Source organism: Streptomyces sp. NPDC002564, assembly GCF_042889645.1.
In the GTDB taxonomy this organism is placed as follows: Bacteria; Actinomycetota; Actinomycetes; order Streptomycetales; family Streptomycetaceae; genus Streptomyces.
The window spans coordinates 72667-88570 of the sequence record NZ_JBIARE010000007.1 but is presented as its reverse complement, the minus strand read 5'-3'; the positions used below and the strand labels follow the sequence as shown (position 1 = coordinate 88570).

The 15904-nt window shown below is 72.4% G+C and carries 16 protein-coding genes; 1 reads left to right on the top strand and 15 read right to left on the bottom strand.

What is annotated here, in order from left to right; all coding sequences use genetic code 11:
* Positions 1-87 precede the first annotated feature (87 nt).
* From ACFYXE_RS24640 to ACFYXE_RS24570, 15 genes are all read right to left on the bottom strand, one after another.
* Positions 88-945: a hypothetical protein gene (locus ACFYXE_RS24640; protein WP_389315709.1), complete on the bottom strand. Its 858-nt coding sequence runs from the start codon at positions 943-945 to the stop codon at positions 88-90.
* 75 nt (positions 946-1020) lie between these two features.
* Entirely contained in the window at positions 1021-1779 is a 759-nt protein-coding gene (locus tag ACFYXE_RS24635; RefSeq protein ID WP_389315707.1) for a sirohydrochlorin chelatase, read from the bottom strand.
* Positions 1780-1786: 7 nt separating this feature from the next.
* Positions 1787-2713: an ABC transporter permease gene (locus ACFYXE_RS24630; RefSeq protein WP_361171952.1), complete on the bottom strand. Its 927-nt coding sequence runs from the start codon at positions 2711-2713 to the stop codon at positions 1787-1789.
* Complete coding sequence (locus ACFYXE_RS24625) at positions 2700-3500, bottom strand: ABC transporter ATP-binding protein (protein WP_361171949.1); 801 nt, start codon at positions 3498-3500, stop codon at positions 2700-2702. Before ACFYXE_RS24625 ends, ACFYXE_RS24630 begins: the two co-directional genes overlap by 14 nt.
* A 36-nt stretch (positions 3501-3536) precedes the next feature.
* Positions 3537-4658 (bottom strand): ABC transporter substrate-binding protein, encoded by a 1122-nt coding sequence (locus ACFYXE_RS24620; protein WP_389315704.1) that lies wholly within the window; start codon positions 4656-4658, stop codon positions 3537-3539.
* A 249-nt stretch (positions 4659-4907) separates the two neighbouring features.
* On the bottom strand, positions 4908-6278 hold the full coding sequence (locus ACFYXE_RS24615) for a sulfate adenylyltransferase subunit 1 (RefSeq protein WP_389315702.1): 1371 nt from the start codon (positions 6276-6278) through the stop codon (positions 4908-4910).
* Positions 6279-6280: 2 nt separating this feature from the next.
* Complete coding sequence (gene cysD / locus ACFYXE_RS24610) at positions 6281-7219, bottom strand: sulfate adenylyltransferase subunit CysD (RefSeq protein WP_361171940.1); 939 nt, start codon at positions 7217-7219, stop codon at positions 6281-6283.
* On the bottom strand, positions 7216-7812 hold the full coding sequence (gene cysC, locus ACFYXE_RS24605) for an adenylyl-sulfate kinase (RefSeq protein ID WP_389315700.1): 597 nt from the start codon (positions 7810-7812) through the stop codon (positions 7216-7218). The genes cysD and cysC overlap by 4 nt, the downstream gene beginning before the upstream one ends.
* A complete protein-coding gene (locus ACFYXE_RS24600; protein WP_389315698.1) occupies positions 7809-8525 on the bottom strand; it encodes a phosphoadenylyl-sulfate reductase in 717 nt (238 codons plus the stop codon). Before ACFYXE_RS24600 ends, cysC begins: the two co-directional genes overlap by 4 nt.
* Positions 8522-8701, bottom strand: coding sequence for a hypothetical protein (locus tag ACFYXE_RS24595; protein WP_361171931.1), 180 nt, complete (start codon positions 8699-8701; stop codon positions 8522-8524). Before ACFYXE_RS24595 ends, ACFYXE_RS24600 begins: the two co-directional genes overlap by 4 nt.
* Positions 8698-10395, bottom strand: coding sequence for a nitrite/sulfite reductase (locus tag ACFYXE_RS24590; RefSeq protein WP_389315696.1), 1698 nt, complete (start codon positions 10393-10395; stop codon positions 8698-8700). The genes ACFYXE_RS24595 and ACFYXE_RS24590 overlap by 4 nt, the downstream gene beginning before the upstream one ends.
* A gap of 146 nt (positions 10396-10541) precedes the next feature.
* Positions 10542-10625, bottom strand: coding sequence for a putative leader peptide (locus ACFYXE_RS24585; RefSeq protein WP_317850486.1), 84 nt, complete (start codon positions 10623-10625; stop codon positions 10542-10544).
* A gap of 137 nt (positions 10626-10762) precedes the next feature.
* Entirely contained in the window at positions 10763-11350 is a 588-nt protein-coding gene (locus ACFYXE_RS24580; protein WP_389315694.1) for a GNAT family N-acetyltransferase, read from the bottom strand.
* An 83-nt stretch (positions 11351-11433) separates the two neighbouring features.
* Positions 11434-12729, bottom strand: coding sequence for a GAF domain-containing protein (locus tag ACFYXE_RS24575; protein WP_389315691.1), 1296 nt, complete (start codon positions 12727-12729; stop codon positions 11434-11436).
* Positions 12730-13030: 301 nt separating this feature from the next.
* Positions 13031-14677 (bottom strand): acyl-CoA dehydrogenase family protein, encoded by a 1647-nt coding sequence (locus tag ACFYXE_RS24570; RefSeq protein WP_389315689.1) that lies wholly within the window; start codon positions 14675-14677, stop codon positions 13031-13033.
* A gap of 17 nt (positions 14678-14694) precedes the next feature.
* On the opposite strand from ACFYXE_RS24570, the gene ACFYXE_RS24565 reads away from it, so the two are divergent.
* The gene (locus tag ACFYXE_RS24565; protein ID WP_389315687.1) at positions 14695-15891 is read left to right on the top strand and encodes a YihY/virulence factor BrkB family protein; all 1197 of its coding nucleotides are present in this window, start codon (positions 14695-14697) and stop codon (positions 15889-15891) included.
* Positions 15892-15904: the final 13 nt, after the last annotated feature.

The window sequence follows — 15904 nt, the reverse complement described above, 5'->3', positions numbered from 1 at the left end:
GGGGTGCAAGTGGAGAGGGGGCACCTGCCCCGGCGCGGGCCGCCGCGCACCGTGCCGCCGCGTGCGCGGGGACCCTTCCGCCGCCCCTCAGCCGACCGCGCGCGGCAGGCCGATCGGGTTCGGGAACGGCAGCACGTCCGAGTCGAGGATGTGGCGGGCCGCCGGCTCCAGCGCCGCGAGCAGCGTGTCCGCCTCCGTCCTGGCCAGCGGCCGCAGCAGCCGGGCCGCGAGACGGTCCGTGTCGTCCTCGATCAACTCGCGCTCGGTGAGGCCGCGTTCCGTGATCCGGCCCGCCGTGTCCAGCAGGCCGCGGGCGCGCATGCGGTCCATGGACGACGTCCACTCCTCCTCGCTCCAGCCGCGGTCCTGCCGGATGCCCGAGGGGTCGACGCGGTCGGTCGCCGCCGCGAGGACGAGACTCTCACGGGCGTCCAGGTCGTGGTCGGCGAGCACCGCCACATGCGCGTCGCCCCGGAACTCCCTGATGCAGGTGGCCAGTTGCCAGAGCCGCTCGACCGGGTCCGCGCGGTGCGCGAGGTCGCGGTTGGCGGCGAACAGCGGGCGCGCCAGCGAGGGGGCGTCCTCGACCATGGCCCACAGCGGGGTGTTGGCGGCCGCCGCCAGCGCGTCAACGGAAGGGACGAGCCTGCGCAGCGCGGCGGCCGTGAGGCGGGCGCGCTCCTCGACGACCCGGTCCGGCGACGCGTACTCCCAGGCGGAGGGGAGCGAGCGGGCCACCATGCCCGGCGCGAAGACACCGAGTGCCGCGGCGGCCACCCCGGGGCCCACCCGGCCCATCGGCGCGGTCCTGGCCGCGAAGTACCCCATCCAGAAGCCCTTGAGGCCCACGGCGCGGCCGAGGCCCCGGCAGCGCTCGTCGAAGTAGACCACCGCGTGCAGGGGTTCGGTCCGCAGCCACAGTGTGCGGGATCGGCTCGGGGTCATGAACCCACAAGCTAGGCCAGCGCGGGTATCCGCACCAGGGGAGCGACGGGGCAGGTGCCAGGCGCATAGGCCGCGCTAAGCGGCGTACGTGGGGGCGGGCAGGGGCGCGCGCACCGCCGCGTCATGGCGGTGGAGCATCAGCCGGGCCATTTCCGGACAGTCGCTCAGCGGTTCCGCGCGGAAGTCCGCACCTCCCTCGCGTGCGTCGGCCGCGATGCGGTCCGGCAGGAATCCGGGCGCGATGACGTACGGCGCGACGGCGATCCGCTCGACGCCGGCCGCCCGCAACTCCCGTATCGCGTCACCGGTGCGGGGCAGGGATGCGGAGGCGAACGCAGGCCGCACGGCGCACCAACCGGTGTGCCGCCACTCCCGCGCGATGTCAGCGATCACTGCGATCGCCTCCGGGTCGGAGGACCCCGCCGAGGCCAGCACGACCCCGGTCGAGGACTTGTCGGCGGGCGTCAGGCCCGCCTCGTACAGCCGCCGCTCCAGCGCGTCGAGGAGCAGCGGCGAGGGGCCGAGCACCCCGGCCTGCCGGATCCGCAGCCGGGGCAGCCGGGCGCCCGCCTCGTGCAGGACGGCGGGGATGTCGGCCTTGGCGTGGAAGGCCCGGGTCAGCAGGAGCGGCAGGGCGACCACGTCCCGCACGCCGTCCGCCGCCAGGCTTTCGAGGGCCCGCGGTACGGACGGCGTGTTGAAGTCGAGGAAGCCCGTCTCCACCCGCAGCCCGGGGCGCAGCGAGCGCACCCGCCGCACCAGGGCGCGGACCGTCGCGGCGTGCCGCGGGTCGCGGCTGCCGTGGGCGATGACCAGAAGGGCGGAGTGGCGCATGACGTGCTCAGTTCTTGACGAGGAGACCGCGGTTGCGCAGCACCCAGCGCTCCAGCGGACTGAAGACGAGGAGCTCGACGGCGATTCCGACGATCAGGATGAGGAGGATGGCGGCGAGCACCCAGGCCATGTCCTGCAGCTCGCGGCCCTGTTCGAGGAGCTGGCCGAGCCCGACGCCCAGGTCGCCGGACTTCACGATCAGCTCGGCGGCCATCAGGGAGCGCCAGGAGAAGGCCCAGCCCTGCTTGAGGCCCGCGATGTAGCCGGGCAGGGCCGCGGGCAGCAGGATGTGGCGCACGGCGTTCAGGCCCTGTGCCCCGACGACCCGGCCCGCCCGCAGGTACAGCGGCGGGATCTGGTCGACCCCGGCCACCAGACCGTTGGCGATGGACGGCACGGCGCCGAGCAGCACCACCGCGTAGATGGTGGCGTCGGAGAGCCCGAACCAGATGATGGCCGCGGGGACCCACGCCACGGACGGCAGGGACTGCAGGCCCGACATGATCGGGCCGATCGCGGCACGCACCACCTTGACCCGCGCGATGATCAGTCCGAGCGGGGTGCCGATGGCCACCGAGACGAGGAAGCCGAGCGCGCCGCGGGACAGGCTCGTCCACACGAATTCGAGGAGGGTGCCCTCCAGCCACTTGTCCCGCACCACCCGCGCCACGTCCACCGGACTGGGCAGGAGGTAGTGCTCCTTGACCTTGAAGTGGTAGGCGAGCTGCCACACCACCAGGACGATGGCGATCGCCACGACCGGCGGCACCGCCTTGGCGAGCAGGGTCCGGCCGAGCGGGGTGCGCTCGGAGGTCCGGGTGTCCAGGGCGTCGAGCCCGGCCTCCAGGCCCGCCAGCTGGTCGGACGCGCTGTCGGCGCCCGGCCCCCGCGACGTGTCCCGCGAGTCCTGCGGCTTGCTGTCAGTGCTGGCCATGTCGGCGGATCTCCCCCCGCAGCTGTTCGGTGATGTCGACGGACAGGTCGGCGACCGCGGGATCCTCGATCCGGCGCGGCTGCGGGATGTCGACCTCCCACTCACGGGCGATGCGGCCGGGGCGGGACGAGAGCAGGACGACCCGCTGGGCGAGGCGGACGGCCTCGCGGACGTTGTGGGTGACGAAGAGGACCGAGAGGTTCGTCTCCCGCCAGATGCGGGTCAGCTCGTCGTGCAGGACGTCCCGGGTGATGGCGTCGAGGGCTGCGAACGGCTCGTCCATCAGCAGGAGCTGACTGTCCTGGGCGAGCGCGCGGGCCATCGCCACGCGCTGGCGCATGCCGCCGGACAGCTCGTGCACCCGCTTGCCGTGCGCGCCCTTGAGACGGACGAGTTCGAGCAGCCGCTCGGCCTCGTCGCGCCGCTCGTTCTTCGGCAGGCCGCGCATCTTCAGGGCGAGCTCGACGTTCTTGCCCGCGGTCAGCCACGGGAAGAGCGCGTGCTCCTGGAACATCAGCGAGGGCCGCCCGCCCGGCACGGTGATCTCGCCCGCGGACGGGGCGTCGAGCCCCGCCACGAGGTTGAGCAGGGTGGACTTTCCGCAGCCCGAGGCTCCCAGGAGGGTGACGAACTCTCCCGGTGCGACGTCGAGCGTGATGTCGTCGAGGACGAGCTGCCGGGCGGCAGGCCCGCCGAAGGACTTCGACACGTGCTCGATACGGGCCGCGTACGGCGCCGCTCCGACGCCGTCCGCGGCCTCGGCGTCCTTGGTGAGGGTGCTGGTCATGGTCGTCACCTCCTGGGAACTGATGGGACGCGGGGGCTACTTGACGCCGAGTCCGGCGTCGTCGACGGGCTTCTGCGACGCGGCCTCGAGGACCTTGTTCAGGGGCCGCAGGTCGTAGATGCCGGCGAGGTTCGGCTTCTCCAGGAGACCCACCTTGACCGCGTGGTCGGCCTCGGCGTCGAGGGTCGACGCCAGCGGGTCGTCGGTGAAGTCGATGGACTTCCAGGCCGGGTCGATGACCTCGGCGGGCAGCGGCTTACCGGTCAGCTTCTCCAGCTGGGAGTTGGCCGCGGCCTTCGCCTTGTCCGGGTTGTCGTGGATCCACTGGTTGGTCTTCACCGAACCGCGCAGCACGGCCTCGACGACCTTCGGGTGCTTCTCCAGGAAGCTCTGCTTCACGATGATGTTCGTGATGACGAACTTCTTGTCCGGCCACAGGTCCTTCTCGTCGATGAGGACCTTGCCGCCGTCCGCGACCAGCTTCGAGGCGGTCGGCTCGGGCACCCAGGCGCCGTCGATGTCGCCGTTCTTGAAGGCGATCGGCGTGACCTTGTTGTCCGTGCGGGCCACCGAGACGTCGCCCTTGCCGGAGTTGGCGTCGACCTTCAGGCCCTTCTCGGCGAGGTAGTTCAGGAGCGCGACGTCCTGGGTGTTGCCGAGCTGCGGCGTGGCGATCCGCTTGCCCTTGAGGTCGTCCACCGACTTGATCTTCTTCGGGTTCACGACGAGGGACACGCCGCCGGAGGCCGAGCCGGAGATGATGCGCAGGCTCTTGCCCTTGGACTTCGCGTACCCGTTGATCGAGGGGGAGGGGCCGATCCAGCCGATGTCGATGGCGCCGGAGTTGAGCGCCTCGATCTCGGCGGGGCCCGCGTTGAAGTCCTGCGGCTTGATCTTCGTGCCGCCGAGCTCCTTCTGGAACAGGCCTTCCTCCAGGCCGACCAGGGCGGTGCCGTGCGTCAGGTTCGGGAAGTAGCCGAGCTTGACCTCCGAGAGGCCGTCGACGGTCTTGCCCTTCGCGGCGACCTTCGTCGTCTCGTCCTTGGAGTCCGACCCGTAGCCGCAGGCGCCGAGCCCGCCGGCCAGCAGGGGCAGGAGCGCGAGGGCGGCCAGGCGGCGGTGCGCCGGGCGGAAGGTGCTTGGGGTGCTGGCAGGCACGGGAGGTGGTCCTCTCGTTGGCCCGGTCTCACGCCGTCAGGTCGTGGCCGGGAGGTCGGCAGGTCTTCGTCTTCGTGCGGAAGTTCGTACGGAAGGACCCCTGAGACAGGGGCCGGTGAGGGCGCGCATGCGGTGCGCGTACGTCATCGCGCACATCGCGCAACACCGCCCTGACCGCTGCCGAGGGCGCCGCTGCCGATGCGGCCGCCCTCCTTCGCGAACGTCGCGAACACGTCGGTGTAGGTCATGTCAGAAGTCCCAGCCCTCGTCGTCGGGTGCGGCCGGGGCCTCGGCCGCCGCGGGACCGGGCGCGGCGAACGCGTCGCCCGCCATGCCCGCCGCCAGCGTCGTGCCGTCCGCCGGGTCGATCAGCAGGAAGGATCCGGTGCGGCGCGAGTCGGCGTACGCGTCGAGCGCCACGGGCTCGGCGGTACGGACCTTCACGCGGCCGATGTCGTTGGCGACGAGCTGCCCGGGTTCCGGGTGCTGGGAGAGGTCGTCGAGCGTGAGGCGCGACGGGATCTCCTTCACGATCGCCTTGACCGTACGGGTGGTGTGCTTGAGCAGCACGCGCTGGCCGACGGCGAGCGCGGTGTCCGCGACGTGGCACACCGTCGCCTCGATGTCCTGGGTGGCCCGGGGGACGTCGCCGCTCGGCACGATCAGGTCGCCGCGCGAGATGTCGATGTCGTCCTCCAGGAGGAGCGTGACGGACTGCGGCGTCCACGCCACGTCCACCGGCGTCCCCAGCAGGTCGATCCCGGAGACCCGCGAGGTGCGCCCGGACGGCAGGACGGTCACGGACTCGCCGACCCGGAAGGTGCCGGCCGCGATCTGGCCCGCGTAGCCGCGGTAGTCGGGGTGCTCGGCGGTCTGCGGGCGGATCACGTACTGCACGGGCAGGCGCGCGTGGCAGGTGGCGAGGTCGTGGCTGACCGGCACCGTCTCCAGGTGTTCCAGGACGGTGGGGCCGCCGTACCAGTCCATGTTGGAGGAGGCTTCGACCACGTTGTCGCCGGCCAGTGCGGAGATGGGGATGGCGGTGATCTCGGGGACGCCGAGTTCTCCGGCGTAGGCGGTGAACTCCTCGGCGATCTCCGCGAAGACGCTCTCCTGGTAGGCGACGAGGTCCATCTTGTTGACGGCGAGGACGACGTGCGGGACGCGCAGCAGGGCGGCGACGGCGGCGTGGCGGCGGGTCTGTTCGATGACGCCGTTGCGGGCGTCGACGAGGACGACGGCGAGGTCGGCGGTGGAGGCGCCGGTGACCATGTTGCGGGTGTACTGCACGTGTCCGGGGGTGTCGGCGAGGATGAACCGGCGCCGGGCGGTGGCGAAGTAGCGGTAGGCGACGTCGATGGTGATGCCCTGTTCGCGTTCGGCGCGCAGGCCGTCGGTGAGCAGGGCGAGGTCGGGTGCCTCGGCGCCGCGGCTGGCCGAGACCCGCTCGACGGCCTCCAGCTGGTCGGTGAGGACCGACTTGGAGTCGTGGAGCAGGCGGCCCACCAGGGTGGACTTGCCGTCGTCGACGGAGCCCGCGGTGGCGAACCGCAGCAGGGTGGTGGCCGAGAGCTGCTCGGTGGAGAGCGGCTGCACGGGCTCGGTGGTGCTCTTGCTCATGGTTAGAAGTACCCCTCGCGCTTGCGGTCTTCCATCGCGGCTTCGGAGAGCTTGTCGTCGGCCCGGGTCGCGCCGCGCTCGGTGAGGCGGGAGGCGGCGATCTCGGTGATGACGGCGTCCAGCGTCGTCGCGTCGGAGTCGACGGCGCCGGTGCAGGACATGTCGCCGACCGTGCGGTAGCGGATCAGCCGCTTCTCGACCGTCTCGCCCTCCTTGGGGCCGCCCCAGTCGCCCGCGGTCAGCCACATGCCCGAGCGCAGGAAGACGTCCCGCTCGTGCGCGAAGTAGATCTCCGGGAGTTCGATCCGCTCGCGGGCGATGTACTGCCACACGTCCAGCTCGGTCCAGTTGGAGAGCGGGAAGACGCGGACGTGCTCGCCGGGGGCGTGCCGGCCGTTGTAGAGCTGCCACAGCTCGGGGCGCTGGCGGCGCGGGTCCCACTGGGAGAACTCGTCGCGCAGCGAGAACACCCGCTCCTTGGCGCGGGCCTTCTCCTCGTCGCGGCGGCCGCCGCCGAAGACCGCGTCGAACTTCTCGCTCTGGATCTTCTCGGTGAGCGGCACGGTCTGCAGGGGGTTGCGGGTGCCGTCGGGGCGTTCGCGCAGTGTGCCGGCGTCGATGTAGTCCTGCACGGAGGCCACGTGCAGGCGCAGTCCGTGCTCGGCGACCACGCGGTCGCGGTAGGCGATGACCTCGGGGAAGTTGTGTCCGGTGTCGACGTGCAGCAGGGAGAAGGGGACCGCCGCGGGGGCGAACGCCTTCAGCGCCAGGTGCAGCATGACGATGGAGTCCTTGCCGCCGGAGAAGAGGATCACCGGCCGCTCGAACTCCCCCGCGACCTCGCGGAAGATGTGCACCGCCTCGGACTCCAGGGCGTCCAGATGGCTGAGCGCGTACGGGCTGTCGGTGCCCTCGCCGGTCACGGTGGCGACGGTCGTCATGCGAGACCCCTCTCGGTGAGCAGCGCGTCCAGAGCCGCCGCTGACTCCTGCACGGTCTGGTCCTGCGACGCGATGCGCAGGTCGGGCGAGTCGGGAGCCTCGTAGGGGTCGTCGACCCCGGTGAGCCCGGATATCTCGCCCGCCGCCTGCTTGGCGTACAGGCCCTTCACATCGCGTACGGAGCACACTTCGACCGGCGTGGCGACGTGCACCTCCACATACGCCGTGCCGCCCGCCTGGTGGCGCTTGCGCACGGCCTCACGGCTGTCCGCGAACGGCGCGATCACCGGCACCAGGGCCAGCACGCCGTTGCGGGCGAGGAGTTCGGCGACGAAGCCGATGCGCTGCACGTTGGTGTGCCGGTCCTCGCGGCTGAAGCCGAGGCCCGCGGAGAGGAACTCGCGGATCTCGTCGCCGTCGAGGACCTCGACGCGGCGGCCCCGGGCGCGCAGCAGTCCCGCCAGTTCGTACGCGATGGTGGTCTTGCCGGCGCTGGGCAGGCCGGTGAGCCAGACGGTGGCTCCGGTCGTCACGTGGTTCTCCCGGGTGTGGTGCGGCTGGGGCGGCGGCTGCTGGGTCCGCGGGGCGGTCATCCGTGGATCCCGCACTCGGTCTTGGCGTTGCCGGACCAGCGGCCGGCCCGTGCGTCCTCGCCCGCCAGCAGGCGGCGGGTGCAGGGGGCGCAGCCCACCGAGCCGTAGCCGTCCATGAGGAGCGGGTTGGTGAGGATGCCGTGCTCGGTGACGTAGGCGTCGACGTCGTCCTGCGTCCAGCGGGCGATCGGTGAGATCTTGATCTTCCGGCGCTTCTCGTCCCAGCCGACGACCGGGGTGTTCGCCCGGGTCGGCGACTCGTCGCGGCGCAGTCCGGTCGCCCAGGCGGCGTACCCGGCGAGGCCGTCCTCCAGGGGCGCCACCTTGCGCAGCGCGCAGCACAGGTCGGGATTGCGGTCGTGCAGCTTCGGGCCGTGCTCGGCGTCCTGCTCGGCGACCGTCTGACGGGGCGTCAAGGTGATGACGTTGACGTCGAGCACGGCCTCGACGGCGTCACGGGTGCCGATGGTCTCCGGGAAGTGGTAGCCGGTGTCGAGGAAGACGACGTCGACGCCGGGCAGGGCCCGGGAGGCCAGGTGGGCGACGACCGCGTCCTCCATCGAGGAGGTCACGCAGAACCGCGGGCCGAAGGTGTCGGCCGCCCACTGGAGGATCTCCAGGGCGGTGGCGTCCTCGAGTTCGCGCCCGGCCTCCTCGGCGAGCGCCTTCGACTGGTCGTCGGTCAACCGCTGTTGTTCCTGAGCCGTCGTCATATCTCGTTCCCTTTACCGCTGGTCTGCTGAACACCCCGGGCGAGCAGCCCGAGGAACTTCAGCTGAAAGGCCCGATTGCACGCCGCGCATTCCCAGGCGCCGTGCCCGGTCTCGTTCGGCCGCAGGTCCTCGTCGCCGCAGTAGGGGCAGTAGAACGGTGCCGCGCGCTCGCTCACTTGAGGGCCTCCTCGGAGGCGCGCGCGGCCCAGGTGGCGAACCGCTCGTCGCCCTCGCGCTCCGCCTGGAAGCGGGTGAGGACCCGCTCGACGTAGTCGGGCAGCTCGGTGGCGGTGACCTTCAGGCCGCGCACCTTGCGGCCGAAGCCGGCCTCCAGGCCGAGCGCGCCGCCCAGGTGCACCTGGTAGCCCTCCACCTGGTTGCCGTCGCCGTCGAGCATCAGCTGGCCCTTGAGGCCGATGTCGGCGACCTGGATGCGGGCGCAGGCGTTCGGGCAGCCGTTGATGTTGATGGTGATCGGCTGGTCGAACTCCGGGATGCGGCGCTCCAGTTCGTCGATCAGCGAGGCGCCGCGCGCCTTGGTCTCGACGATGGCGAGCTTGCAGAACTCGATGCCGGTGCAGGCCATCGTGCCGCGCCGGAACGGCGAGGCGTTGACCCGCAGGTCCAGGGCCTCCAGGGCGGAGACGAGCGAGTCGACCTGGTCCTGCTCGACGTCGAGCACGATCATCTTCTGCTCGGCGGTGGTGCGCAGCCGGCCCGAGCCGTGCGCGTCGGCGACCTCGGCGATCTTCGTCAGGGTGGCGCCGTCCACGCGGCCGACGCGGGCGGCGAAGCCGACGTAGAAGCGGCCGTCCTTCTGGCGGTGGACGCCGAGGTGGTCGCGCCAGGTGCCCGGGGGCTGCTCCGGCGCGGGGCCGTCGACCAGCTTGCGGTGCAGGTACTCGTCCTCCAGGATCTGCCGGAACTTCTCCGGGCCCCAGTCGGCGACGAGGAACTTCAGCCGCGCGCGGGTGCGCAGGCGGCGGTAGCCGTAGTCGCGGAAGATGCCGATGACGCCGCCGTACACGTCGGGCACCTCGTCGAGCGGCACCCAAGCACCCAGGCGTACGCCCAGCTTGGGGTTGGTGGACAGGCCGCCGCCGACCCACAGGTCGAAGCCGGGGCCGTGCTCGGGGTGGTGCACGCCGACGAAGGCCACGTCGTTGATCTCGTGCGCGACGTCGAGCTGCGGCGAACCGGAGATGGCGGTCTTGAACTTGCGCGGCAGGTTCGAGAAGTCGGGGTTGCCGATGAAGCGGCGCTGGATCTCGTCGATGGCGGGGGAGCCGTCGATGATCTCGTTCTCGGCGACGCCCGCCACCGGGGAACCGAGGATGACGCGGGGCGTGTCACCGCAGGCCTCGGTCGTGGAGAGGCCGACGGCCTCCAGGCGGCGCCAGATCTCGGGGACGTCCTCGATCCGGATCCAGTGGTACTGGATGTTCTGCCGGTCGGTCAGGTCGGCGGTGCCGCGCGCGAATTCCTGCGAGATCTCGCCGATGACGCGCAGCTGCTCGGTGGTCAGCCGGCCGCCGTCGATGCGGACGCGGAGCATGAAGTACTCGTCGTCCAGCTCCTCCGGCTCCAGGACCGCGGTCTTGCCGCCGTCGATGCCGGGCTTGCGCTGGGTGTAGAGACCCCACCAGCGCATCCGTCCGCGCAGGTCGTTCGGGTCGATGGAGTCGAATCCACGCTTCGAATAGATCGTCTCAATGCGTGTCCGCACATTGAGACCGTCGTCGTCCTTCTTGAACTGCTCGTTCCCGTTGAGCGGGGTGAAGTGACCGGCGGCCCACTGGCCCTCGCCGCGGTGACGGCTCGCCTTGCGGCGGGGCGTGGCTGGGGCGGGCTTTTCTGGCGTGGCGGCCATGGTGGTACGTCCTTCGGGGCAGCGGAAGAGCGGCTCTGACCTGCGGGTATGACACATAGCCGCGGGCGTTTCGCACATGCGGAAAGGCGCGCGCGGCGCTGCGCAGGGAGGTGATCAGGGGAGGAAGTGCGGCTGCGCTGAGTCGATCAGCAGGCCGGACACATGGCGCTGGACATGCGGCCGAGGTCGACGTGACGTCGACTCACCAAGGCGTTTCCAGTGCGATCCATGCCGGAAGCGTGTCACGGGAGTTTCGGCGCAGTCCAGCATTATCCAAAATGCGGACACCCTTGTCCCGCATCGTGGACAAGGGTGTCGCCGGTCACAGCCGGCCGGAGGGGCGGGCGCGCGGCCCGGCGCGCCGGGGTCAGTCGCGGGCCGCGCCCGGCCACGGGCCCGGGGTCGGCACGTCGGCCTCCTCCTCGACCTCGGTGTCGAAGAGCGTGAAGCCGCGCCGCCGGTAGTTGTCCATGGCGTGCTCCCCGTCCTTGGAGCAGGTGTGCAGCCAGACCCGCTCGGTCGGCGCGAGCCCCGGCCACCGCCCCGCCAGGTCCCAGGCGCGCGCGACGGCGTACGACAGGAGATGGCCGCCGATGCGCCGCCCCCGGAAGGCGGGCAGCAGCCCGAAGTAGACGATCTCGACGACGCCCTCGGCCGCGTCCCCGTTCTCGCCGCGCGCCGCGAGCTCCACGTACCCGGCCGGCGTCCCCCGGTCGTATGCGACCCAGGTCTCCACGCCCGGCCGGTCGAGCAGCTTCTGCCACTGCGCGTAGGTGAGGGACAGCCGGTCGGTCCAGCGGATGTCCCCGCCGACGGACGCGTACAGGAACCGGCTGAGTTCGGGCGAGGGGACCTCGGCGCGCACGATCCGTACGTCGCCCTCCGGGGCCGCGGCCGGCAGCAGGTCCCGCGGAGACGTCTGCTCCAGGGACCACGTGGTGACAGTGAGACTCATGAGGTCAGCGAATCATGGGCCGGGGCCGCCGTTCGGCGCGGGTCGGGCCCACCGGTGCCCCCGGCTCCGCCGCGCGCACCGGCTCAAGGCTCCGCGCTGCGCGCCTCGCGCACCGCGGGGGCCGTCGAGTGGGGCAGCAGGTCCACCGGGTGCTCCGGCGTGATCACGTCGACGTCGACGTCCTCGTGGAAGCGGTAGGGGCGGTGGGCGAGCAGCCCGCCCAGATAGCGGCGCACCCGGGAGAGCTCGGCGCGCACGGTGACTGTGCGCGCCGGGTCGCCGAACATGTCCTCGGCGAGCCCCGACGCGGTGCGTCCGGCGCGGGACGTGCACAGCAGATAGAGCAGCTCGGCGTGGCGCGGACTGAGCTCGTGGGTCCAGTCGTGGGCGCCGCCGAGCACCGAGAGCGTCCAGCGGCGCGGGCTGCTCACGTCCAGGACGAGCCGGGTCGCGGCGACCGCCCGCGGGGTGTCGCCCGGGCTCTCCACGCGCAGCAGCCAGCCGCCGGGCAGCGGCTCCACCAGGCACGCGCCGAGCGAGGGCAGCCAGACCCGGCCCGCCCCGAGGGCCTTGGGCAGGGCGATCCGGTCCGCCGGGGGCATCCCCGTCACCGCGGCCGTCCACCCGTGCGCGTCCACCGCGACCGCGCGCCCCCCGAGCCGGGCGAGCACCGGCGCCGCCACCGCGCGCAGCCGGTCCAGGTCCCGCGCGTGCCGCTCCCGCAGCCGGGCCTCGGCCAGCTTGGCGACCGAGTCGACCAGGGCGAGCGTCGCGGGATGGATGGTCCGCAGCGGGCCGCTGACGTCCACCACGCCGAGCAGCCGGCCGTCGCGCGGATCGGTCACCGGGGCGCCCGTGCACGTCCAGGGGTGATGGGTCTGCACGAAGTGCTCGGCCGAGAAGACCTGCACCGGGCGGCGCACGACCAGCGGCGTGCCGATGCCGTTCGTGCCGACGACGCCCTCGCCCCAGTCCGCGCCCGGCTCGAAGCCGAGGGCGTCCGCCGCGCGCAGCACCCCCGCGCTGCCCTCGCGCCACAGCACCCGGCCGTCCGCGTCGCTGACGACCATGATGTGCTCCGCGGCGTCCGCCACCGCGACCAGGGCGTTGCGCACCACGGGCAGGACGTCCCGCAGCGGCGAGGCGCGGCGGCGCTCCTCCAGCTCCTCCTCGTCGAGCAGCCGGGAGCGGTGGTCGTGGTCGGGGTCGACCCCGCCGAGCAGCATCCGCCCCCACGAGTCGCCGATCACCGGGCGCGGCAGGACCCGCGGCCGGCGCCCGGAGAGCGTGGCGTCGCGCACGTCCTTCAGGAGGTGCGCGGCGTGCGCGAGGTCCATGGCGGATATCCGCGCGAGGTCTATCGTCGAGGGGGCGTTCATGGCCACGGGGTCCTTTCCGGCCAGACCGGTGGGCAGGGGCAGGCCTTCATCGTGCCCCCTGGACCCGCCCCCGGGTGCCGCATCGACGACCAAACCCGCTGAGGTCAGGGCCCGTTGCAACCTCCTGCAACTCTGGTCAACGCCCGGACGGTGGCCGAGTCTGGACGCACCGCCGCCCGTGCGGCGTTCACGCTCCCCAGGGGGCCTGAGACACGGGGGTGGTGCCGTGTCGGCGCAGCACCACCCCCGTGTCGGTCAGGGGGACGGCCGTCGGCCGTCCCCCGTCGCCGTTCCCCGCCGTTCAGGGCGCGGGCGGGACCGCGGGCGCGGACCGCTCCACCACCGCCGCCAGATCGAGGCTGTGCGGCAGCGTGCCGAAGGCCGCGCCCCAGTCCCCGCCGAGCCGTGAGGCGCAGAACGCGTCGGCGACCTCGGGCGGCGCGTACCGCACGAGCAGCGACCCCTGGAGCACCAGCGCCATCCGCTCCACGAGCCGCCGGGCCCGCCCCTCGATGCCGTCCAGGTCGGCCAGTTCGGTCAGCAGGTCCTTGATCGCGCCGTCCAGGCGGTGGTCGGCGCCGCGGGTCGTGCCGACCTCCCGCAGGAACGCGTCGAGGGCCTGCGGCTCCCGCTGCAGCGCCCGCAGGACGTCCAGCGCCTGGACGTTGCCCGAGCCCTCCCAGATCGAGTTGAGCGGCGCCTCGCGCAGCAGCCGCGGCATGCCCGACTCCTCCACGTAGCCGTTGCCGCCCAGGCACTCCAGGGCCTCGGCGGCGACCGGCGTGCACCGCTTGGTCACCCAGTACTTCGCGGCCGGCACCGCGAGCCGCAGGAACGCCTGCTCCTGCTCGCTCCCGTCGTCGTACGCCGCCGCGAGCCGCAGCGCCAGCGTGGTGGCCGCCTCGGACTCCAGGGCCAGATCGGCCAGGACGTTGCGCATGAGCGGCTTGTCGACGAGCCGGCCGCCGAACGCCTCCCGGTACGTGGCGTGGTGCACCGCCTGCGCCACGGCCTGCCGCATCAGGGCCGCCGACCCGATCACGCAGTCGAGCCGGGTGGCCGCGACCATCTCGATGATGGTGCGCACCCCGCGCCCCTCGTCGCCGACCCGGCGCGCCCACGTCCCGTCGAACTCCACCTCGCTGGAGGCGTTGGACTTGTTGCCCAGTTTGTCCTTGAGCCGCTGGATGGCGAAGGGGTTGCGGGTGCCGTCCGCGAGGACCCGCGGCACCAGGAAGCAGGTCAGCCCCTGCTCGGCCTGCGCGAGCACCAGGAAGCCGTCCGACATGGGCGCGGAGCAGAACCACTTGTGGCCGGTGAGGGCGTACGTCCCGTCCTCGGCGAGGGCCTGCGCGCGCGTCGTGTTGGCCCGGACGTCGCTGCCGCCCTGCTTCTCCGTCATGCCCATCCCGAAGAGCACGCCCGCCTTCCGGGCGGCCGGGCGCAGGCCCTCGTCGTACACGGTCGAGGTGAGCCGCGGCTCCCACTCGGCGGCCAGCGCCGGATCGGCGCGCAGCGCGGGCACCGCGGCGTGCGTCATCGAGACGGGGCAGCCGTGGCCGCCCTCGGCCTGCGTCCACACCAGGAATCCCGCGGCCCGCCGGACGTGCCCACCGGGCCGTGACCAGGCCGTGGTCAGGCCCGCGGAGACGGCCTTGCCGAGCAGCCGGTGCCACGCCGGGTGGAACTCGACCTCGTCGATCCGGTTCCCGTAGCGGTCGTGCGTGTGCAGCACGGGCGGGTTCTCGTTCGCCTGCACCCCCCACCGCTGGGCCTGCGCGGACCCCGCCGCCCGGCCCAGCGAGGAGAGTTCGTCACGGGCCGTGTCGAGGAGCGCGGGATCCAGATGCCGCTCGACCGCTTCCACGAGGGCCCGGTCGGACGTGAATACGTCATATCCCACCAGGGGCGGAGCCTGGTTGGTCACTGTGTGGGTGCTGGCTGCCATGCCGCTACGGTAAGGAGGTGCACCAGGCAAAAGAAACACCCGGGCGGCCGTCGGGCCGCTGGAAACGGGCCCGCGCTCTCTACCGGAACGTCTCGAAGCGCAGGACCGCCTGGCTGCTGCTCAAGGACACCGTCAACTCATGCGTCGAGTACCGCATCCTGGGGCTTGCGGCCGAGGCGGCGTTCTTCACGCTGCTCTCCGTCCCGCCGCTGCTCCTGAGCCTGATCGGGCTGCTCGCGTACGTGGACCGGTGGACCGGGGCGGACACCATCGCCAGCGTGCAGAACAACATCCTGGAGGCGTCCCGCACGGTCCTGTCCGACCGGGGCGTCCACCAGATCGCGGAGCCGATACTGGACGACGTGCTGCGGGTCAGCAGGCCCGACGTCATCTCCATCGGCTTCCTCTTCGCCCTGTGGTCCGGCTCCCGCGCGGTGAACGTCTTCATCGACACCATCACCGTGATGTACGGCCTCGACGGCGTGCGCGGCATCGTCAAGACCCGGATCCTCGCCTTCGGCCTGTTCATCGTGGCGCTGCTCATCGGGTCGGTGGCGCTGCCGCTGATGGTGGCGGGCCCGGACGCGGTGGTGAACCTGCTGCCGGGCTCCACGACGGTGGTCCAGGTCCTGTACTGGCCGGTCGTCGTCATCCTGTCCGTGGTCTTCCTGACGACGCTCTACCACGTGTCCGTGCCGGTGCGTTCGCCGTGGGTGGAGGACATGCCCGGCGCGCTGATCGCGCTCGCCATGTGGGTGCTCGGCAGTTTCCTGCTGCGGATCTACCTCACCAGCACCGTGGAGGGCCCCACGATCTACGGCTCGCTGGCGGCGCCGGTCGCGGTGCTGCTGTGGATCGGCGTCTCGGCGTTCGCGGTGCTGGTCGGCGCCGCGGTCAACGCGGCGATCGACCGGGTCTGGCCGTCCGTCGCCACGGCCGCGGCCCGTGCCGCCAACGACCGGATACGGGAGGCACAGGCCGCCGAGGTGGTGGCCCGCGCGGCCGCCGCGCGCGAGGCGGAGACGTACCCCTATGACCCCGACGACCCCGACGACCCCGAGATGCCGTCGGAGTTCCCCGAGCGCTGGTCCCGCTTCCTGCCGCCGGACGACGTCACGTCCAGGCTGCGCACGCCCGCGAAGCCGACCCGGCAGCCGAAGCACGCCAAGCGCAACGGCACGGGCACCGGGGAGAACGGCCCCACCGACGAGTGAGCCGCGGGGGCCG